Origin of the sequence: Pseudomonas sp. LTR0, assembly GCF_036630035.1 — a bacterium.
GTDB classification, from domain to species: domain Bacteria; phylum Pseudomonadota; class Gammaproteobacteria; order Pseudomonadales; family Pseudomonadaceae; genus Aquipseudomonas; species Aquipseudomonas putida_Y.
Genome location: NZ_CP123734.1, coordinates 4,696,471 through 4,717,849 on the forward strand (window position 1 = coordinate 4,696,471; position 21,379 = coordinate 4,717,849).

Genomic DNA, 21,379 nt, shown 5'->3' on the forward strand with positions numbered 1-21,379 from the left:
GCAGGCGCTTGCGGCTCGCTCGCCCTTAAAGGGTACGAGCCACCTGGACTTTCTCGAAGACTTCGATCTTGTCGCCGACCTTGACGTCGTTGTAGCTCTTGACGCCAATACCGCACTCCATGCCCGAACGGACTTCGGAGGCATCGTCCTTGAAGCGACGCAGCGATTCCAGCTCGCCTTCGAAGATCACAACGTCATCACGCAGTACGCGAATCGGACGGTTGCGGTACACGGTACCCTCGATGACCATACAGCCAGCGATGGCGCCGAACTTCGGCGAACGGAACACGTCACGTACTTCGGCGACACCCAGGATGTTCTCGCGAACATCGCTGCCGAGCATACCGGTCAGGGCCTTCTTGACGTCTTCGATGATGTCGTAGATCACGTTGTAGTAACGCATATCCAGACCTTCCTGCTCGACGATCTTGCGCGCACCGGCATCGGCACGCACGTTGAAGCCGAACAGTACTGCATTCGAAGCCAGCGCCAGGTTGGCATCGCTCTCGGTGATACCACCGACGCCACCACCAATCACGCGCACTTGCACTTCGTCGTTGCCCAGGCCGCCGAGCGAACCCTGCAGCGCTTCCAGAGAACCACGCACATCGGTCTTGAGAACGATGTTGAGGGTTTTCTTCTCTTCCTGACCCATGGTCTCGAAGATGTTTTCCAGCTTGCCGGCGTGAGCACGGGCCAGCTTGACCTCGCGATACTTGCCTTGACGGAACAGGGCAACTTCACGGGCTTTCTTCTCGTCGGCAACCACGGACAGCTCGTCACCGGCTTCCGGAGTACCGTCCAGGCCGAGGATTTCGACCGGGATCGACGGGCCGGCTTCCTTCACAGGCTTGCCGTTCTCGTCGAGCATGGCGCGTACGCGGCCATAGTTGGAACCGCACAGGACCATGTCGCCCTGACGCAGGGTACCGTCCTGAACCAGGATGGTCGCCACCGGGCCGCGGCCCTTGTCCAGGCGCGATTCGACGACCACGCCACGACCTGGGGCGGTCGGGGTAGCGGTCAGCTCGAGGATCTCGGCCTGCAGCAGAACGGCTTCGAGCAGTTCGTCGACACCGGTACCCATCTTCGCCGAAACCTTGACGAACGGCGTGTCACCACCCCAGTCCTCGGAGGTAACGCCTTCGACGGACAGCTCGTTACGGATGCGATCGAGGTCAGCACCTGGCTTGTCGATCTTGTTCACCGCAACGACCAGCGGAACACCGGCTGCCTTGGCATGCTGAACGGCTTCGCGGGTTTGTGGCATCACACCGTCGTCCGCCGCCACCACCAGGATGACGATGTCGGTCGCCTTGGCACCACGGGCACGCATCTGGGTAAACGCAGCGTGACCTGGGGTATCGAGGAAGGTGACCATGCCGCGGTCGGTTTCCACGTGGTAGGCACCGATGTGCTGGGTAATACCACCGGCTTCGCCAGCGGCAACCTTGGCACGACGGATGTAGTCGAGCAGCGAGGTCTTACCATGGTCAACGTGACCCATGACGGTAACCACCGGCGCACGCGACTCGGTCTGGCCTTCGAACTTCAGCGATTCGGCCAGGGAGTCTTCCAGGGCGGTATCGCTGACCAGCGTGACCTTGTGGCCCAGCTCTTCTGCGATCAGCTGAGCGGTTTCCTGGTCGAGCACCTGGTTGATGGTGACCGGGGTCCCCATCTTGAACATGAACTTGACCACTTCAGCGCCCTTGACGGACATCTGGTTAGCCAGCTCGGAGACCGTGATGGTCTCGCCGATGGTCACGTCACGGATGACGGGGCCGGTCGGGTTCTGGAAGCCGTGCTGATTACGCTTTTTCAGCTTGCTCTTGCCACCGCGGCCACGACGAGCGCCATCGCTCTCTTCGTCGGTAGTGCGCGGAGCCGCACGTGGAGTCGGCGCTTTTTCCTTCTCCTTGACCTTGACCTTGATCGACACACGAGGTGCTTCGCCACGACGACGGTCGTCATCACGGGTACGGCTTTCGTTGCGACGGGTCTCGTCTTTCTTGCGCTCTGCAGCACGGGCTGCGGCGTCTTCAGAGGCCGGGGCGTCTGCGACTACCGGGGCCGGAGCAGCGGCAGGCGCCGGCTCTGGCTTGGCGGCAGGTGCAGGAGCGGCGGCTGCGGAGCCGGCCGCCTGACGGCGAGCCTGCTCTTCGTTGCGCTGGCGAACTTCGGCCTCGACCTTGTCGCGAGCGGCATTTTCAGCCGCGCGGCGCTCATCTTGCTCACGCTTCTGCTCAGCCTGGATTTCTTCAGGGCTGCGCTGAACGAAAACTTTCTTCTTGCGTACTTCTACGCTGATGCTTTTGCTACCGGCGACACGCAGGGTGCTGGTGGTTTTGCGCTGCAAGGTAATCTTGCGCGGCTCTTCCGCCTTGCTCTTGTGGCTGCTTTTCAAATGAGTCAGCAGGGTCTGCTTCTCATTGTCGGTCACTACCTGACCGGCGTCGGTGTGCGGCAGACCTGCCTCACGCATCTGCTGCAGCAGGCGCTCTACCGGTGCCTCGACCTCTTGGGCCAGTTCTTTCACCGTGACTTGCGTCATGCACTTCTCTCCTCAGGCCGCGCCTAATTACTCGAACCAGTGGGCTCGGGCGGCCATGATCAACTTGCCGGCACGCTCTTCGTCGATGCCGTCGATGTCGAGCAGATCGTCGATCGACTGCTCGGCCAGGTCTTCGCGGTTAACCACGCCGCGCACCGCCAGTTCAGCCGCCAGGTCTTTGTCCATGCCCTCAAGGGAGAGCAGGTCTTCGGCCGGGTGGGCGTCTGCCAGTTTTTCTTCGGTAGCGATGGCCTTGGTCAACAAACGGTCCTTGGCTCGAGCGCGGAGCTCATTGACGATATCTTCGTCAAAGCCATCGATGTTGAGCATTTCTTCCAACGGTACGTAGGCAATTTCTTCAAGGCTGGTGAAGCCTTCGTCGACCAGCACTTGGGCCAGCTCCTCGTCGACTTCCAGTTCCTCGATGAAATTGCGCAGGATGTCACCGGTTTCGGCCTGTTGCTTGGCCTGGATGTCCTTTTCGGTCATCACGTTCAGGGTCCAGCCGGTCAACTGACTGGCCAGGCGAACGTTCTGACCGCCACGGCCAATGGCCTGGGCCAGGTTGTCCTCGGCGACGGCGATGTCCATGGCATGGGCATCTTCATCAACGATGATCGCCGCGACTTCAGCCGGCGACATGGCGTTGATGACGAACTGCGCCGGGTTATCGTCCCAAAGGACGATATCCACACGCTCACCACCCAACTCCCCGGATACGGCCTGGACGCGCGAACCACGCATGCCGATGCAGGCACCTTGCGGATCGATACGCTTGTCCTTGGAGCGGACGGCAATCTTGGCTCGCGAACCCGGATCACGGGAAGCAGCCATGACTTCAATGAGGCCCTCGGCAATTTCCGGCACTTCAATGCGGAAAAGCTCGATCAGCATCTGCGGCGCAGTGCGCGACAGGATCAGCTGTGGGCCACGGTTTTCAGTGCGAATTTCCTTGAGCAGCGCACGCAGGCGCACGCCAACACGGAAGGTTTCGCGCGGAATGATGTCTTCGCGGGCCAGCAAGGCCTCTGCGTTGTTGCCCAGGTCAACGATGACGTTGTCGCGGGTAACCTTTTTTACGGTACCGGAGATGATCTCGCCAACGCGCTCACGGTAGGCATCGACCACCTGGGCACGCTCGGCCTCACGGACCTTCTGCACGATGACCTGCTTGGCGGTCTGGGCGGCAATACGACCGAACTCGATGGACTCGATCTTCTCTTCGATCACGTCACCGACCTTGGCTTCAGGGTGGGTGTCCTTGATCTTGTCCAGCCAGGTCTCGATCGCCGGATCATCAAGATCGGCTTCGTCGACCACGGTCCAGCGACGGAAAGTCTCGTAGCTACCCGTGTGGCGGTTGATTTCCACACGTAGGTCGACTTCGTCTTCAAAACGTTTTTTGGTTGCAGTGGCCAGGGCCACTTCCAGCGCTTCGAAAATGACGCCGGGCGGTACACCTTTTTCGTTGGATACCGATTCAACAACCAGCAGTACTTCTTTGCTCATCGTACGCCTCGCCTTGCGCAAGCCATTGGGCCCGGATAGTCCGCCGGGCCCGGCACGTCTCAGTCAAAACTGGGAATAATATTGGCCTTGTCGATCGAGTCGATCGGTAACAGGAACTCCTGGTTGTCCACCTGGACCACCACATCCTGCTCCTCCACACCGCGGAGAAGGCCCTGGAAGTTACGACGACCCTCGAAGGGTGAGCGCAGCTTGATCTTCACTTGTTCGCCGGCATGCGAGGCAAACTGTTCCAGCGTGAACAGTGGGCGATCCATGCCTGGAGAAGACACCTCGAGGGTGTACTCACTGCTGATTGGATCTTCCACATCGAGGATTGCGCTGGCCTGACGGCTGACTGCTTCGCAGTCGTCCACCAGAATACCGCCTTCCTTGTCGATGTAGATGCGCAGTACCGAATGCTTACCCTGGGAAACGTATTCGATCCCCCAGCACTGATAGCCCAGACCCTCGACAACCGGGGCCAACAAGGCCTGCAACTGTTCTAGCTTGCTCGACACCTGAACCCCCTCGTGCATGCTGTGCAAATAAAAAATGGGCGAAGCGCCCATCCCTGAAAGCGCCGTAGGACAACGACGCCGAAACTGTTCGGTTAGCAAAAAGCCCCTGAAAAGGGGCTCCGCTGAAGCTGGTTGCGGGGGCTGGATTTGAACCAACGACCTTCGGGTTATGAGCCCGACGAGCTACCAAGCTGCTCCACCCCGCGACAAAGCTGGGGCAAAAGTATAAGACCGAACCCTGTTGAGGGTCAAATCCAAACATTCACCTACAAGAAAGCCCGCTAAAGCGGGCTCTCAAGCTTTAATTGGTACCGAGAAGGGGACTCGAACCCCTACACCCTATGGGCACAACCACCTCAAGGTTGCGTGTCTACCAATTCCACCACCTCGGCAATACTACTACTTGAAACCCGTTACTTCTGCTCTTGAGCCGGAGGAGGTACATCACCCGTATTATTGGTGGTTTCGCTCTTCTGCTGTTGGAGCACCGGTACATCATCATTAACTGCCGGTTTCTGCGGCTCTTTCACTTCTAGCACTGCTGGATCTGGAAGACCTGCTTGGCTAAGCTGGTGAGCTTGTTGCTTCGCGAAGTATCCTAACCCAAGTGCTGTCAAAAAGAAAGTGGCAGCGAGTATAGCAGTTAATTTACTTAGGAACGTTGCAGAGCCTTGGCTCCCGAACACGGTGTTTGAGGCACCCGCGCCGAAAGATGCACCTGCTTCAGCACCTTTACCCTGTTGCAACAGAACCAGCACTACAAGCGACAGCGCTGCCAACAGATGAAAAACAACGATGACTGTTTCCAGCATTTGTTCAGTTTCCTGCGGCGCGACAAATTGCACCGAATTCGTCTGCGTTCAGGGAAGCCCCACCAATGAGCCCCCCATCGATATCCGGCATGCCGAACAGTTCGGCCGCATTGGCCGCCTTCACGCTGCCGCCGTATAGCAACTGCACCTTCGCAGCCACTTCAGCATCTTCTGCCGCCAACTGGCTGCGGATGGCTGCGTGCACATCCTGAGCCTGCTGCGGCGTGGCCGTAAGGCCTGTACCGATGGCCCATACAGGCTCATAGGCAATTACTGCATCGGCAAAAGCCTTAACACCGAATGCTTCGATGATACTGCTTAGTTGACGCCCGACAACTTCGAGCGTTTTGCCAGCTTCGCGCTCTTCAAGGGTTTCCCCTATGCAAAGCACTGGTTTCAAGCCTTTGGCCTGGGCCGCTGCAAACTTGCGATTGAGCACTTCGTCGGTTTCACCAATGATCTGGCGACGCTCCGAATGACCAATCAACACCAACTTGCAACCTGCTTCAACCAGCTGCTCGGGAGCAACTTCCCCGGTCAGCGCACCCTGTTCGGGTTGTACAGCAGAATTCTGTGCGCCGACAGTAATTTCTTTACCTGCCAGCCCATCGATCACTTGATTGATGAACAAGGACGGTGGAAATACGGCGACTTCCACTCCGCTCGGCAAGGCGAGATTGCTCAAGCCTTTGGTCAGCTCAGCGACGCTAGCGCGGGTACCGTGCATCTTCCAGTTACCAGCTACCATAGGGCGACGCATGCTTTACCTCGTCGGTCAAAGTGGGCGCAGATCTTACCCAACCAGATCTGCGCTGGCAAGCGCCTTCAGACACAAACTTCGCTGACCAGTTTGGCCAGCGCTTCAGCATGGGCCCGCACCTGGCTTTCGTCTTCGCCCTCAACCATGACCCGCACCAACGGCTCGGTACCGGACTTGCGCAACAGCACACGACCACGCCCCGCCAGCGCTTCGGTAACCTTGGCACTGGCTTCCTTGACGGCGGGATGCTCCAGCGGGTCGACCTTGCTGGCGCCAAAGCGCACATTGATCAGCACCTGCGGACACTTACGCAGTGCCTGACGGGCCTGAGCCAGGGTTTCGCCACGGCGCTTGAGCGCCATCAGCACCTGCAGCGCGGCAATGATCGCGTCGCCGGTTGTGGTGTGGTTGCAGCACACGACGTGACCGGAGTTTTCACCGCCGACCAGCCATTGACGCTCCAACAGCTCGGCCATGACGTAACGGTCGCCGACCTTGGCCCGCACAAACGGGATGTCCAGATCCTTGAGCGCCAGCTCCAGGCCCAGGTTACTCATCAGCGTGCCGACCACCCCGCCTTGCAGCTTGCCATGCTCCTGCAGGTCGCGAGCAATGATGAACAGCAGTTCGTCACCGTCGACGATGGCACCCGTGTGGTCGACCATCAGCACGCGATCGCCGTCACCGTCAAAGGCAATGCCGAGATCGGCATGCCCGACCAGTACAGCGGCCTGCAGCGATTCGATGTGTGTCGAGCCGCAACCTTCGTTGATGTTCAGGCCGTCCGGTTGCGCATGCAGCACGGTCACGTCGGCACCCAGCTCACGGAATACGCTGGGCGCAACCTTGTAGGTAGCACCATGGGCGCAGTCGACCACCAGCTTGAGGCCATCGAAGCTGGTGCTGCTCGGCACGCTGCTCTTGCAGAATTCGATGTAGCGGCCGGCGGCATCGTTGATACGCGAAACCTTGCCCAGCTTGCCCGACTCGACAACGGTCATCGGTTGGTCGAGCAGTTCCTCGATCATCAGCTCGACCTCGTCCGGCAGCTTGGTGCCCTGGCCCGAGAAGAACTTGATGCCGTTGTCATCGTGTGGGTTGTGCGAGGCACTGATGACGATGCCGGCTTCTGCGTGGAAGGTGCGCGTGAGATAAGCGATGGCCGGTGTCGGCATCGGCCCGAGCAGCAGCACATCGGCACCTGCTGCGGACAAGCCGGCTTCGAGTGCGGACTCGAACATGTAGCCGGAGATACGCGTGTCCTTGCCCACCAGCACGCGGCAATGGCCTTGCTTGCGGAAGGCCATGCCGGCCGCCCAGCCGAGCTTCAGCATGAATTCAGGCGTGATCGGGTATTCCCCGACGCGGCCACGAATGCCGTCGGTACCAAAGTATTTTCTGCTCATAGGGACTCCAATATTCTTATTCGGCGTTTTGCACTGCAGCGATCATGCGCACCACATCGACGGTTTCAGCCACGTCATGTACACGAAGGATGCTCGCCCCCTTGGTCATGGCCAACGCCGCCAGCGCAAGGCTGCCGTACAAGCGCTCGCCGACCGGACGTTCCAGCGTCAGGCCGATCATGCTCTTTCGTGAAACGCCCACCAGCAGTGGGCGCCCAAGGCGATAGAGCGCTTCCATGTGCTTGAACAGGCTCAGATTGTGCGCCAGTGTCTTGGCGAAACCGAAGCCCGGGTCAAGGATGATTCTGTCCGCGTCGATGCCCGCTGCTGCGCAGGCGGCCATCCGCTGTTCAAGATAACGCGTGACGTCAGCGGTCACGTCCTGGTAATGCGGATCATCCTGCATGTTACCTGGCTCGCCACGCATGTGCATGAGGCACACCGGCAGACCGGTGTCCGCTGCAGCGTCCAGGGCGCCATCGCGCTCCAGGGCCCGAACGTCGTTGATCAGCCCGGCACCAAGGCGTGCAGCTTCGCGCATGACGGCAGGTGTGGAGGTATCGACCGAAATGACCACATCGAGGCGACTGTTGATGGCCTCGACCATTGGCGCCACACGCTCCAGCTCCTCGGTGACCGACACTGCACGCGCACCCGGGCGCGTGGACTCGCCACCGATGTCGATCAGCGTTGCACCGGCGGCAAGCATGGCCTCGGCATGGCGCAGGGCCTCGTCGCGCTGACTGAAGCGACCACCGTCGGAGAAGGAATCGGGGGTGATATTGAGAATACCCATGACATGGGTATGCGACAAATCAAGAACCCGGTTGCCGCAAGGCAACCGGGTCGGGTACTGCACTGAGCTCATAGATGCCCTTAGTGTTCTGCCGCTGGGCCGCCGATTGGCGATTCCGGACGATCATCCTGGGCAGCAGGCGTGCCCGAGTGCTTGTCGTCGTCCCAATCACGCGGTTCACGTGGTGTGCGCCCAGCCATGATGTCGTCAATCTGATCGGCATCGATGGTTTCATACTTCATCAGCGCTTCGGTCATTGCCTCGAGCTTGTCGCGGTTGTCGATCAGCAACTGCTTGGCAGTGGCATAGCACTGATCGATGATGCTGCGCACCTCGGAGTCGATCAGTTTGGCAGTCTCGCCGGACACGCTGGCGTGCTGGCTGCCAGCACTACGGCCGAGGAACACCTCGCCCTCTTCCTCTGCATACATCAGCGGGCCGAGCTTCTCGGACAGGCCCCATTTGGTCACCATGTTACGAGCGAGCTGGCTGGCACGCATGATGTCGTTGGACGCGCCTGTGGTAACGCCATCGAAGCCCAAGGTCATCTCCTCGGCGATACGGCCGCCATACAGCGAGCAGATCTGGCTGATCAGCGCACGCTTGGACAGGCTGTAGCGGTCTTCTTCCGGGAGGAACATGGTCACACCCAAGGCACGACCACGCGGGATGATCGAAACCTTGTAGACCGGGTCGTGCTCAGGCACCAGGCGACCGACAATGGCGTGGCCGGCCTCGTGATAGGCGGTGTTTCTCTTTTCCTTTTCGGACATGACCATGGTCTTGCGCTCGGCGCCCATCATGATCTTGTCCTTGGCCAGCTCGAACTCCTTCATTTCGACCAGGCGCTTGTTGGAACGCGCGGCAAACAGCGAAGCCTCGTTGACCAGGTTGGCCAGGTCGGCGCCGGAGAAGCCTGGGGTACCACGTGCGATGACCGCCGGGTTGACGTTCTCGCCGATCGGCACCTTGCGCATGTGCACCTTGAGGATCTGCTCGCGGCCACGGATGTCCGGCAGGCCAACCACCACCTGGCGGTCGAAGCGGCCCGGGCGCAGCAGCGCCGGGTCGAGCACATCCGGACGGTTGGTAGCGGCGATGACGATGATGCCATCGTTCATCTCGAAGCCGTCCATCTCCACCAGCAACTGGTTGAGGGTTTGTTCACGCTCGTCGTGACCGCCGCCCATGCCGGCGCCACGATGGCGACCAACGGCGTCGATTTCGTCGATGAAGATGATGCACGGGGCATGCTTCTTGGCCTGCTCGAACATGTCGCGCACACGGCTGGCACCGACACCCACGAACATTTCCACGAAGTCCGAACCGGAAATGGTGAAGAACGGCACTTTCGCTTCGCCCGCAATGGCCTTGGCCAGCAGGGTCTTACCGGTACCGGGCGGGCCAACCATCAGCACACCGCGCGGGATACGGCCACCCAGACGCTGGAATTTGCCCGGATCGCGCAGGAACTCGACCAGCTCGCCAACCTCTTCCTTGGCCTCGTCGCAGCCGGCAACGTCAGCCAGGGTGGTCTTGACCTGGTCTTCGGACAGCAGGCGCGCCTTGCTCTTGCCGAAGCTCATCGGCCCGCCCTTGCCGCCCGCACCACCTTGCATCTGGCGCATGAAGAACATGAACACGGCAATGATCACCAGGATCGGGAAGCTCGCCACCAGCAACTGCGTCCAGATGCTCTGTTGCTCAGGCTGCTTGCCTTCGACGACCACGTGGTTGTCGACCAGATCGCCGATCAGGCCGTTGTCGGTGATGGCCGGGCGCACAGTCTTGAAGTTGTCGCCATCGGTGCGCTTGCCAGTAATGATGTAGCCATCGACGGTCACACGCTCGACCTTGCCATCCTTGACCTGCTGGATGAAGTCGGAGTAGTTGAGGGTCTGCGGCTCGTTAGGGCTGGAGAAGTTGTTCATCACTGTCACCAGGACAGCTGCGATGATCAACCACAGGATCAGATTCTTTGCCATGTCGTTCAATTAGCTACCCTCTGAGGCCGGCGCACGACGCAGCCGTGCCTCGCATGATATTCATCGCCCTAACTTACTACATTACCTACGCAGCCGCAGGCACCGTCTGTAACCCTTTGTGAAAGCTAGACTACACGAAGTTCGGACGATCCTGACGCAGCGGCCGATTGGAATTAACTATCGACCACCCCGCTTCACACCTTTCATTACCCTTTGAAGCCCCTGCCCAACAGGTATTGCTCCCGGGAACGGTCCCGCGACGACGACGGCTTGCGCATTTGCACCTTGTCGAACTTGCTGCGCACGTCCTTCAGGTACACGTCAAAACCTTCGCCCTGGAAAATCTTGATCAGGAAGTCGCCCCCGGGCTTGAGTACACGGGTCGCCAGATCGAGGGCCAACTCGCAGAGGAACATGGCACGCGGAATGTCTACCGCGGGCGTACCACTCATATTGGGGGCCATGTCGGAAATCACAAGGTCTACATGCGAATCGCCGACCGCTTCGAGAATGCGCTGCAGCACTTCGTCCTGGGTGAAGTCCCCCTGAATGAAGGTCACGTCGGCGATCGCGTCCATTTCCAAAATGTCCGAAGCGATCAGCCGACCTTGGCCACCAATCAGACGACTGGTCACCTGGGACCAGCCACCAGGGGCCGCGCCGAGATCGATCACGCTCATGCCTGGGCGGATAAGGCGGTCCTTCTCCTGGATCTCCAGCAGTTTGTAGCTCGCACGCGAGCGATAGCCATCCTTCTGCGCCTGCTTCACAAAAGGGTCGTTGAAATGCTCTCGCAGCCAGTTTGCGCTGCTTTTGGAACGTTGTACCACGGGGCACCTCGATGATATGCGTCGTGATTGACTGGGCGGAGCCGGTGGCCCTCGGGTAAAATGCCGGTCAATTTTACAGAATCAGACGGAAAGGGTCAGATTATGCCGCTCAATAACGAGCAGAAGAAGCAATACAAGTCCATTGGTCATGACCTGAAGCCGGTCCTGATCGTTGCTGGCAACGGTTTGAATGAAGGCGTCATCGCCGAACTGGAGCGCGCGCTGGTCGACCATGAGCTGATCAAGGTCGAGATTCGCTCGGAAGACCGCGAGGAACGCGCCGAAACCATCGCCGAGCTGTGCAAGGCCGGCCGCGCCGAGCTGGTGCAGACCATCGGCAAGAAAGCCCTGATCTACCGCAAGAACCCACAGCCGAACAAGCAGCTGTCCAACATCCACCGTTACAAGTAACGGTAGCTCCGATCAGTGGCGCGGTGAACGCGCCCTGACCGGTACCGGCTGGGCCACCAGCACGATGCCGGAAAAACCCAGCACCAGGAAGCAGAACATCTGCCAGCGCTCACCCACGGAAATACCGTAGCGCAAGGTGTAATACCCCACGCAGGCACCGAAGCCGAGCAACAGCATCTGGCCGCGGAACTGCCGCCACCAGGCAGCCAGGCCGTCCACCCTCGCCAGCACCGCCAGCTGAGTCAACAAGCCAAGCATCGCCACGCCGATCAACCAGCGGTCGATCTGCCCGGCAACATCCTGCACCAGCAGCGGCGCCAGGCCACTGACCTTGAGCGCAGGCACCAGCCCCACATGGAACACCCACAGGCCACCGACCCAGAAAACCTGGGCCAGCTGCCAGAGGATCCCCTCAAGGGATGGCGCCCGCAGGCGCCGGTCAGATGTGCTTGACTTCGACAATCTCGTACTCGACCGTGCCGCTAGGCGTCTTGACGACGACAGTATCACCTTCTTCCTTGCCGATGATGGCACGGGCAATGGGTGCGCCACTCGACAGCTTGCCCTGCTTCACGTCGGCTTCATCCTCGCCAACGATCTGGTAGGACACCTCTTCATCGGTTTCGGTGTTGGCCAGTACCACGGTGGTACCGAAAATCACCTTGCCGGTGTGAGGGATAGTGGTCACATCGATGACCACCGAGTTCTGCAGACGGCCTTCGATGTCACGGATACGCGCTTCGACCATGCCCTGCTCCTCACGGGCTGCATGATATTCAGCGTTTTCCTTGAGGTCACCCAGCTCACGTGCCTCACCAATGGCCTGACTCAGGCGCGGGCGCTCGGTCTTGCTCAGAAACAGGTGTTCCTCTTCCAGGGCGCGAGCGCCCTGGACGGTCATCGGGTATTTGGTAATGCTCATGCTTTCAGTCCTGCATGCAGATCTTGCAAGCGACGAACGGTCTTTTCCGGACCGAATTTCAGCGCTTCGCAGATGGCTTCACCAGCCGCAATGGTAGTGGTGCAGTAGATCTTGTGCTGCAACGCATTGCGACGAATCGAGTAAGAGTCGGCGATCGACTGGCGACCTTCGGTGGTATTGATGATCAGCGACACTTCGTCGTTCTTGATCATGTCGACCACGTGTGGGCGACCTTCGGTCACTTTGTTCACACGGCGCACTTTCAGGCCAGCCGCCTCGATAACCTTGGCGGTACCGGCAGTGGCAACCACTTCGAAGCCCAGGGCGATCAGGTCGCGGGCAACGCCAGCCACTTGTGGCTTGTCGTCGTCACGCACGCTGATGAACGCAGTACCACCGGTCGGCAGCACTTCGCTTGCACCCATCTGGGCCTTGGCGAAGGCTTCACCGAAGCTGTCACCGACACCCATCACTTCACCGGTCGATTTCATCTCAGGGCCGAGGATCGGGTCAACCCCTGGGAACTTGGCGAACGGGAAGACGGCTTCCTTGACGCTGTAGAAGTTCGGGATGATTTCCTGGGTGAAGCCCAGCTCTTTCAAGGTTTTACCCGCCATGACACGGGCTGCGATCATCGCCAGGGACGTGCCGATGCACTTGGACACGAACGGTACGGTACGCGAGGCACGCGGGTTGACTTCGATCACGTAGATCTTGTCGCCCTGCAGGGCCAGCTGCACGTTCATCAGGCCGACCACGCCCAGCTCCAGGGCCATTTTCTTGACCTGAACGCGGACTTCGTCCTGCACTTCCTTGCTCAGCGAGTAAGGTGGCAGCGAGCACGCCGAGTCACCGGAGTGAACACCGGCCTGTTCGATGTGCTGCATGATTGCGCCGATGACCACGTCGGTGCCGTCGCACACCGCATCCACGTCCATCTCGATGGCGCAGTTGAGGAAGTGGTCGAGCAGTACCGGGCTGTCGTTCGACACTTGTACTGCTTCACGCAGGTAGCGCTTGAGCTCGTCCAGTTCGTAGACGATCTCCATGGCACGGCCGCCCAGTACGTAGGACGGACGCACGACCAGCGGATAGCCGATGCTGCCCGCAGCACGGATGGCTTCTTCTTCGCTGCGCACGGTAGCGTTTGGCGGCTGCAGCAGGCTCAGGCGCTGAACCATCTGCTGGAAGCGCTCACGGTCTTCGGCGCGGTCGATGGCGTCAGGGCTGGTACCGATGATCGGCACGCCAGCTTCTTCCAGAGCGCGGGCCAGCTTCAGCGGGGTCTGGCCGCCGTAGTGAACGATCACGCCCTTCGGCTTCTCGACGCGGCAGACTTCCAGCACGTCTTCCAGGGTCAGCGGCTCGAAGTACAGGCGGTCGGAAGTGTCGTAGTCGGTGGAGACGGTTTCCGGGTTGCAGTTGACCATGATGGTCTCGTAACCGTCTTCACGCAGCGCCAGGGCTGCGTGTACGCAGCAGTAGTCGAACTCGATACCCTGGCCGATACGGTTAGGGCCGCCACCCAGGATCATGATCTTGTCGCGGGTCGACGGGTTGGCCTCGCACTCTTCCTCGTAGGTGGAGTACAGGTAGGCGGTGTCGGTGGCGAACTCGGCGGCGCAGGTGTCGACGCGCTTGTACACCGGGAACACTTCCAGCTTGTGGCGGTGGCGGCGCAGGTTCTTGTCGGTGATACCCAGCAGTACTGCCAGACGCTGGTCCGAGAAGCCCTTGCGCTTGAGGCGCAGCATGTAGTCCTTGTCGATCGACGACAAAGCCAGGGTCTTGACCTTCTCTTCTTCCTTGATCAGGTCTTCCATCTGCACCAGGAACCACATGTCGATGCCGGTCAGATTGAAGATTTCTTCGCAGGTCATGCCCGAACGCATGGCGTCAGCCACGTACCAGATACGCTCGGCACCCGGCACGGTCAGTTCGCGCTTGAGGATGCTGGCGGCTTCCGGGCTGGCCAGGTCGACTTTCGGGTCGAGGCCGCAGGCGCCGACTTCCAGACCGCGCAGGGCTTTCTGCAGGGATTCCTGGAAAGTACGGCCGATGGCCATGACTTCACCCACGGATTTCATCTGGGTGGTCAGGCGAGCGTCGGCTTTCGGGAATTTCTCGAAGGCAAAACGTGGCAGCTTGGTGACGACATAGTCGATCGACGGCTCGAAGGACGCCGGGGTGCGACCGCCAGTGATATCGTTCTGCAGCTCGTCGAGGGTGTAACCAATGGCCAGCTTGGCGGCGATCTTGGCGATCGGGAAGCCGGTGGCCTTGGAGGCCAGGGCGGACGAACGCGATACGCGCGGGTTCATCTCGATGACGACCATGCGGCCGGTGTTCGGGCAAATGCCGAACTGGACGTTGGAACCGCCGGTTTCCACACCGATTTCACGCAGCACCGCCAGCGAGGCGTTGCGCATGATCTGGTATTCCTTGTCGGTCAGGGTCTGTGCCGGGGCAACAGTGATCGAGTCACCGGTGTGCACACCCATCGGGTCGAAGTTCTCGATCGAGCAGACGATGATGCAGTTGTCCTTTTTGTCGCGGACCACTTCCATCTCGTACTCTTTCCAGCCGATCAGCGACTCGTCGATCAGCAGCTCTTTGGTCGGCGACAGGTCCAGACCGCGGGTGCAGATTTCTTCGAACTCTTCACGGTTGTACGCGATACCGCCGCCGGTGCCGCCCATGGTGAACGACGGGCGAATGATGCATGGGAAGCCAAGCTTCTCGAGGACCGCATTGGCCTCTTCCATGCTGTGGGCGATACCGGAGCGCGGGCATTCCAGGCCGATGTCCTTCATCGCCTTGTCGAAGCGCGAGCGGTCTTCAGCCTTGTCGATGGTGTCGGCGTTGGCACCGATCATCTCTACGCCGAACTTCTCCAGAACGCCGTGGCGCTCCAGGTCCAGGGCGCAGTTCAGTGCGGTCTGGCCACCCATGGTCGGCAAAACGGCGTCCGGGCGCTCTTTTTCGATGATCTTGGCCACCGACTGCCACTTGATCGGCTCGATGTAGGTGGCGTCGGCCATGGCCGGGTCGGTCATGATGGTGGCTGGGTTGGAGTTCACCAGGATGACGCGGAAACCTTCCTCGCGCAGGGCTTTACAGGCCTGGGCGCCGGAGTAGTCGAATTCGCAGGCCTGGCCGATCACGATCGGGCCAGCGCCGAGAATCAGGATGCTTTTGATGTCTGTACGTTTTGGCATGGTGGTCACTCAAATCCGGGGTCAGTCGGCAAGCCGCTTTGAACAATCTGGGTCAGGCGCTTCCGGGCGCGACAGATGCCGGCCCGGGGCCTTGAAGCAGGATGCTCAGCGGCGCTTGGCCATGGCATCGGTGAAACGATCGAACAGAGGCGCGACGTCGGTCGGGCCTGGGCTCGCTTCAGGGTGGCCCTGGAAGCTGAACGCGCTCTTGTCGGTACGCTCGATACCCTGCAGGGTGCCGTCGAACAGCGACTTGTGAATGGCGCGAACGTTACCCGGCAGGGTCGCTTCGTCAACGGCAAAACCGTGGTTCTGGCTGGTGATCATGACCACGCCGGTATCCAGGTCCTGGACCGGGTGGTTGGCACCGTGGTGGCCGTGGCCCATTTTCACGGTCTTGGCACCGGAGGCCAGGGCCAGCAGCTGGTGGCCGAGGCAGATGCCGAATACCGGAATCTCGGTTTCGAGGATTTCCTTGATCGCCTGGATCGCGTAGTCGCACGGCTCGGGGTCACCAGGGCCGTTGGACAGGAACACGCCGTCCGGGTTGAGTGCCAGCACTTCGCTGGCCGGGGTCTGGGCTGGCACCACGGTCACGCGGCAGCCACGGGCTACCAGCATGCGCAGGATATTCAGCTTGACGCCGTAGTCGAAGGCAACCACGTGGTACGGCAGGTCGGCAGCGTCGATGGTCGGGTGGCTGTCGGTTTTCAGCTCCCACACACTGGAGCGCCACTCGTAACGCTCCTTGGTGGAGACGACCTTGGCCAGGTCCATGCCCTTAAGGCCCGGGAAGCCGCGGGCAGCAGCGATGGCGGCTTCTTCGCTGATGTTGTCACCCGCCAGAATGCAGCCGTTCTGGGCGCCCTTTTCACGCAGGATACGGGTCAGGCGACGAGTGTCGATGCCGGCGATGGCAACGACGTTGTTGGCCTTGAGGTACTCAGGCAGCGACTGGGTGTTGCGCCAGTTGCTGGCCAGCAGCGGCAGGTCACGGATGACCAGGCCAGCGGACCAGACGCGGTTCGACTCGGCGTCTTCCGGGGTAGTGCCGGTGTTGCCGATGTGCGGGTAGGTCAGGGTAACGATTTGCTGCGCGTAGGAAGGGTCTGTAAGGATTTCCTGGTAGCCGGTCATAGCGGTGTTGAATACCACCTCACCAACGGTCTGACCGTCGGCACCGATGGCTTCACCGCGGAAAATACTGCCGTCGGCAAGGGCGAGTATGGCTGGCTTTGTCAAGAAGACCTCCCGTAAATCAAGCATGAAAGGGCGATCGCAGGTTGCAAAAAAGCGGAGTGACGTATGGACACGTCACCCCGCTTTCATGTGCTGAATTCAATTCGCTGCGCGCTTTTAGTGGACACACTAAAGCTGTAGCTTACAGAAAAGTGTGTTTTCGGTCTACCGCGGATGTGCCTCTAAAACACATCAATGCGACAGACTGACATCTGTGTTGGCTTCTTCGCAGGCTCGCCCGCTCCCACAGGCCCACCACAAGCCACAAGACCCGCGCAATACCTGTGGGAGCGGGCAAGCCCGCGAAGCAGCCAGCACCGCCAGAACGGCTCAACGCAGCTCGAGCACATCCTGCATGTCGTACAGCCCCGGCTCGCGCCCATCCAGCCACAGCGCCGCACGCACGGCACCCTTGGCGAAGGTCATGCGGCTGGAGGCCTTGTGGGTGATTTCCAGGCGCTCGCCTTCGGCAGCGAACAATACGGTGTGATCGCCCACCACATCGCCGGCACGCACGGTAGCGAAACCGATGGTTTTGCGATCCCGCGCGCCGGTCTGCCCTTCACGGCCATACACGGCCACTTCCTGCAGATCACGGCCCAGCGCATTGGCAACCACTTCACCCATGCGCAGTGCAGTGCCCGACGGGGCATCGACCTTGTGCCGGTGGTGCGCCTCGATGATTTCGATATCGACATCATCACCCAGCACCCGCGCAGCCATATCCAGCAGCTTGAGGCTAAGGTTGACACCCACGCTGAAGTTGGCGGCGAACACGATTGGAATGTCCTTGCCAGCCTCAGCCAACAGCTGCTTCTCTTCGACTGTAAAACCGGTCGTGCCGATGATCATCGCCTTGCCGTGCTTGCGGCAGAACGCCAGGTTTTTCAGGGTCACCGAGGGGTGAGTGAAATCGATCAGCACATCGAACTCGTCGGCAACCTTGGCCAGGTCGTCGGACAACAGCACGCCAATTCGGCCAAGTGCCGCCAGCTCTCCGGCATCAGCCCCGACCAACGAGCTGTCAGGGCGATCGATCGCCGCGGTCAGCCCCGCACCTGGAGTTTGTTGCACGGCTTCGATGAGGGTTTTGCCCATCCGCCCCGCCGCGCCCATCACTGCAATACGTCGCATAACCTGTTCCTTGTCAGAGATCGCCGAAGAAGCGCTTCACACCATCGAACCAGCCGCTGGCCTTGGGCGAGTGGGAACTGTCGCCTTCCAGCGAATCACGCAGCTCTTCGAGCAACTCGCGCTGGCGACGGCTGAGGTTGACCGGGGTTTCTACGGCCACACGGCACAGCAGGTCACCCGCACCACCGCCACGCACCGGGGCAACACCCTTGCCACGCAGACGGAACTGCTTACCAGTCTGGGTGCCTTCCGGAATCCTCAGCTTCACACGACCATCCAGGGTCGGCACTTCCAGCTCGCCGCCCAGGGCAGCATCGGTGTAGCTGATCGGCACCTCACAGTACAGGTGCTTGCCATCACGCTGGAAGATTTCGTGCTCACGCACGCTGATCACCACGTACAGGTCGCCAGTCGGGCCACCATGAGTACCCGCCTCGCCCTCACCCGACAGACGGATGCGGTCGCCGGTATCGACACCTGCCGGCACCTTGACCGACAGCGTCTTGTATTCCTCGACACGCCCCTCACCGTGACACGAATTGCACGGGTCGGTAATGATCTTGCCTTGGCCATGGCAGCGCGGGCAGGTCTGCTGCACCGAGAAGAAGCCTTGCTGCATGCGTACCTGACCGATGCCACCGCAAGTCGGGCAGGTTGACGGGGTCGAACCCTTCTTGGCACCGGAACCGTCGCAAGGCTGGCAGTTGACCAGGGTAGGCACGCGGATGCTGACCGTAGTGCCACGCACCGCTTCTTCCAGGTTCAGCTCCAGGGTGTAGCGCAGGTCGCTGCCGCGCTGGGCACCGCCTCGACCACCGCCGCGGCCGCCGCCACCGAAGAAGTCGCTGAACACATCACCGAAGATGTCGGAGAAGTTGGCACCACCAAAGCCGGCACCACCGCCACCCATGCTTGGGTCGACACCCGCATGGCCATACTGGTCGAAGGCCGCACGCTTGCTCGCGTCCGACAGCACTTCGTAGGCCTCGTTGGCCTCCTTGAACTTGTCTTCCGATTCTTTATCGCCCGGGTTGCGGTCCGGGTGATACTTCATCGCCAAACGGCGGTAAGCCTTCTTGAGATCCGATTCAGTGGCGCCGCGCTCGACACCCAGGACCTCATAATAATCACGCTTGGACATAGGTCATTTGCACCTTGTTGGGCGTCTGGCATCTGCGCCACGCCATCAGCACCCGCCCGCTCCCCATAAGAGCCGCTGACAGATGCTGTAAAAATTCTCGAATTCCAGATACGCCAACGCGGGAGCAAGCCCCCGCGCGGCGACATCCTACCAGCTCACCGACAAACGACGGTGAACTGGCCGACAACATGCAGGGATTACTGCTTGTTGTTGTCTTTCACTTCTTCGAACTCGGCGTCAACCACGTCATCGTGCTTGGCTTCCGGCTCGGCCTGCTGCGCGCCACCCTGAGGCTGTTCAGCCGACTGCTCGGCGTACATCTTCTGGGCAACCGGGGCAGAGACCTTGGACAGCTCTTCTACCTTGGCGTCGATGGCAGCCTTGTCGTCGCCTTTGACAGCGGCTTCCAGGGCAACAACGGCGGCCTCGATGGCGGTTTTCTCTTCAGCGGTAACCTTGTCACCTGCGTCAGCGACCATCTTGCGGGTCGAGTGTACCAGCGCGTCACCCTGGTTACGGGCAGCAGCCAGCTCTTCGAACTTGCGGTCTTCCTCGGCGTTGGCCTCGGCGTCACGCACCATGCGCTCGATCTCTTCGTCCGACAGGCCGGAGTTGGCCTTGATCACGATCGACTGAGTCTTGCCGGTAGCCTTGTCTTTCGCGCCTACGTGCAGGATGCCGTTGGCGTCGATGTCGAAGGTCACTTCGATTTGCGGCACGCCACGCGGTGCTGGCGGAATGTCAGCCAGGTCGAATTTGCCCAGCGACTTGTTCTGCGCAGCCTGCTTACGCTCACCCTGCAGCACGTGAATGGTCACGGCGCCCTGGTTGTCGTCGGCAGTCGAGAACACCTGCGACTTCTTGGTCGGGATGGTGGTGTTCTTCTCGATCAGCGCGGTCATCACGCCGCCCATGGTTTCGATACCCAGGGTCAGCGGGCTGACGTCCAGCAGGAGTACGTCTTTCACGTCACCGGCCAGTACCGCACCCTGGATGGCAGCACCCATGGCAACGGCTTCGTCCGGGTTCACGTCCTTGCGCGCTTCCTTACCGAAGAAGTCGGCAACTTCTTTCTGCACCAGCGGCATGCGGGTCTGACCGCCGACCAGGATCACGTCGTCGATCTTGCTGGCGTCGATGCCGGCGTCTTTCAGGGCGATACGGCAAGGCTCGATGGTACGCTTGACCAGGTCTTCGACCAGCGACTCCAGCTTGGCGCGGGAGATCTTCACGTTCAGGTGCTTAGGACCGGTGGCATCTGCAGTGATGTACGGCAGGTTGACGTCGGTCGACTGAGCGGACGACAGCTCGATCTTGGCTTTTTCTGCGGCTTCTTTCAGGCGCTGCAGGGCCAGAGGATCGTTCTTCAGGTCCATGCCCGACTCTTTCTTGAACTCGTCGACAAGGTAGTCGATCAGGCGCATGTCGAAGTCTTCGCCACCCAGGAAGGTGTCGCCGTTGGTAGCCAGTACTTCGAACTGGTGCTCACCGTCGACTTCGGCGATTTCGATGACCGAGACGTCGAAGGTACCACCACCCAGGTCATAAACGATGACAGTGTGGTCGCCCTTGGCCTTGTCCATGCCGTAAGCCAGCGCAGCGGCAGTCGGCTCGTTGATGATGCGTTTTACGTCCAGGCCAGCGATGCGGCCGGCGTCTTTGGTCGCCTGACGCTGGCTGTCGTTGAAGTAGGCCGGAACGGTGATGACCGCTTCGGTTACGGGCTCGCCGAGGTAGTCTTCGGCGGTTTTCTTCATTTTCTTCAGGACTTCGGCGCTGATTTGCGGCGGAGCCATTTCCTTGCCAGCAGCCTCGACCCAGGCGTCACCGTTGTTTGCCTTGACGATCTTGTACGGCACCAGCTTGATGTCTTTCTGCACGACATCTTCTTCGAAGCGGCGGCCAATCAGGCGCTTCACTGCGAACAGGGTGTTGTGCGGGTTGGTGACGGCCTGGCGCTTGGCCGACTGGCCAACCAGGATTTCGCCATCGTTGGCGTAGGCCACGATCGAAGGGGTAGTACGCGCACCTTCGGCGTTTTCGATGACTTTGACGTTACCGTTTTCCAGAATGGAGACGCACGAGTTGGTGGTCCCCAGGTCGATACCGATGATTTTACCCATGTTAACTCTCCCGAAACTTGA

General features: G+C 60.4%; 17 protein-coding genes and 2 tRNA genes. 1 reads left to right on the top strand and 18 read right to left on the bottom strand.

Annotation, left to right across the window (positions count from 1 at the left end):
• Positions 1-25: 25 nt before the first annotated feature.
• The 11 genes from infB to rlmE all read right to left on the bottom strand — a co-directional run bounded on the left by infB (position 26) and on the right by rlmE (position 11,170).
• A complete protein-coding gene (gene infB / locus QCL51_RS21550; protein WP_021784326.1) occupies positions 26-2,554 on the bottom strand; it encodes a translation initiation factor IF-2 in 2,529 nt (842 codons plus the stop codon).
• Between the two features lie 27 nt (positions 2,555-2,581).
• Positions 2,582-4,063 carry a transcription termination factor NusA gene (gene nusA / locus QCL51_RS21555; protein ID WP_003249963.1) on the bottom strand — a complete coding sequence of 494 codons (1,482 nt, stop codon included), beginning with the start codon at positions 4,061-4,063 and terminating at the stop codon, positions 2,582-2,584.
• A gap of 59 nt (positions 4,064-4,122) precedes the next feature.
• Complete coding sequence (rimP, locus tag QCL51_RS21560) at positions 4,123-4,581, bottom strand: ribosome maturation factor RimP (protein WP_003249960.1); 459 nt, start codon at positions 4,579-4,581, stop codon at positions 4,123-4,125.
• A gap of 129 nt (positions 4,582-4,710) precedes the next feature.
• A tRNA-Met gene (locus QCL51_RS21565) sits at positions 4,711-4,787 on the bottom strand.
• A 100-nt stretch (positions 4,788-4,887) separates the two neighbouring features.
• Positions 4,888-4,973: transfer RNA gene (locus QCL51_RS21570), tRNA-Leu, on the bottom strand.
• 21 nt (positions 4,974-4,994) lie between these two features.
• Positions 4,995-5,393 carry a preprotein translocase subunit SecG gene (gene secG, locus QCL51_RS21575; RefSeq protein WP_020193781.1) on the bottom strand — a complete coding sequence of 133 codons (399 nt, stop codon included), beginning with the start codon at positions 5,391-5,393 and terminating at the stop codon, positions 4,995-4,997.
• A gap of 4 nt (positions 5,394-5,397) precedes the next feature.
• The gene (gene tpiA / locus QCL51_RS21580; protein WP_021784327.1) at positions 5,398-6,153 is read right to left on the bottom strand and encodes a triose-phosphate isomerase; all 756 of its coding nucleotides are present in this window, start codon (positions 6,151-6,153) and stop codon (positions 5,398-5,400) included.
• A gap of 65 nt (positions 6,154-6,218) precedes the next feature.
• Complete coding sequence (glmM, locus tag QCL51_RS21585) at positions 6,219-7,559, bottom strand: phosphoglucosamine mutase (protein WP_021784328.1); 1,341 nt, start codon at positions 7,557-7,559, stop codon at positions 6,219-6,221.
• 16 nt (positions 7,560-7,575) lie between these two features.
• The gene (folP, locus tag QCL51_RS21590; protein ID WP_021784329.1) at positions 7,576-8,427 is read right to left on the bottom strand and encodes a dihydropteroate synthase; all 852 of its coding nucleotides are present in this window, start codon (positions 8,425-8,427) and stop codon (positions 7,576-7,578) included.
• Positions 8,428-8,435: 8 nt separating this feature from the next.
• Positions 8,436-10,340 (bottom strand): ATP-dependent zinc metalloprotease FtsH, encoded by a 1,905-nt coding sequence (ftsH, locus tag QCL51_RS21595; protein WP_021784330.1) that lies wholly within the window; start codon positions 10,338-10,340, stop codon positions 8,436-8,438.
• 206 nt (positions 10,341-10,546) lie between these two features.
• Positions 10,547-11,170 carry a 23S rRNA (uridine(2552)-2'-O)-methyltransferase RlmE gene (gene rlmE, locus QCL51_RS21600; protein ID WP_021784331.1) on the bottom strand — a complete coding sequence of 208 codons (624 nt, stop codon included), beginning with the start codon at positions 11,168-11,170 and terminating at the stop codon, positions 10,547-10,549.
• Between the two features lie 102 nt (positions 11,171-11,272).
• Between rlmE and yhbY the strand changes: the two genes are divergently transcribed.
• Positions 11,273-11,581, top strand: a complete 309-nt coding sequence (gene yhbY, locus QCL51_RS21605; RefSeq protein ID WP_003249945.1) for a ribosome assembly RNA-binding protein YhbY — start codon at positions 11,273-11,275, stop codon at positions 11,579-11,581.
• A gap of 12 nt (positions 11,582-11,593) precedes the next feature.
• Here yhbY and QCL51_RS21610 read toward each other — a convergent pair whose 3' ends face one another.
• The 7 genes from QCL51_RS21610 to dnaK form a co-directional block, all read right to left on the bottom strand.
• Positions 11,594-12,043 carry a hypothetical protein gene (locus QCL51_RS21610; protein WP_028697604.1) on the bottom strand — a complete coding sequence of 150 codons (450 nt, stop codon included), beginning with the start codon at positions 12,041-12,043 and terminating at the stop codon, positions 11,594-11,596.
• Positions 12,021-12,503: a transcription elongation factor GreA gene (gene greA, locus QCL51_RS21615; protein ID WP_013974292.1), complete on the bottom strand. Its 483-nt coding sequence runs from the start codon at positions 12,501-12,503 to the stop codon at positions 12,021-12,023. The genes QCL51_RS21610 and greA overlap by 23 nt, the downstream gene beginning before the upstream one ends.
• A complete protein-coding gene (gene carB, locus QCL51_RS21620) occupies positions 12,500-15,721 on the bottom strand; it encodes a carbamoyl-phosphate synthase large subunit (protein ID WP_028697606.1) in 3,222 nt (1,073 codons plus the stop codon). Before carB ends, greA begins: the two co-directional genes overlap by 4 nt.
• A 105-nt stretch (positions 15,722-15,826) precedes the next feature.
• Positions 15,827-16,963 (bottom strand): glutamine-hydrolyzing carbamoyl-phosphate synthase small subunit, encoded by a 1,137-nt coding sequence (gene carA, locus QCL51_RS21625; protein WP_003249935.1) that lies wholly within the window; start codon positions 16,961-16,963, stop codon positions 15,827-15,829.
• 327 nt (positions 16,964-17,290) lie between these two features.
• Positions 17,291-18,094 carry a 4-hydroxy-tetrahydrodipicolinate reductase gene (gene dapB / locus QCL51_RS21630; RefSeq protein ID WP_003249933.1) on the bottom strand — a complete coding sequence of 268 codons (804 nt, stop codon included), beginning with the start codon at positions 18,092-18,094 and terminating at the stop codon, positions 17,291-17,293.
• Positions 18,095-18,107: 13 nt separating this feature from the next.
• Complete coding sequence (gene dnaJ / locus QCL51_RS21635; protein WP_021784335.1) at positions 18,108-19,235, bottom strand: molecular chaperone DnaJ; 1,128 nt, start codon at positions 19,233-19,235, stop codon at positions 18,108-18,110.
• 197 nt (positions 19,236-19,432) lie between these two features.
• Positions 19,433-21,358, bottom strand: a complete 1,926-nt coding sequence (gene dnaK / locus QCL51_RS21640) for a molecular chaperone DnaK (RefSeq protein ID WP_003249929.1) — start codon at positions 21,356-21,358, stop codon at positions 19,433-19,435.
• Positions 21,359-21,379 lie beyond the last annotated feature (21 nt).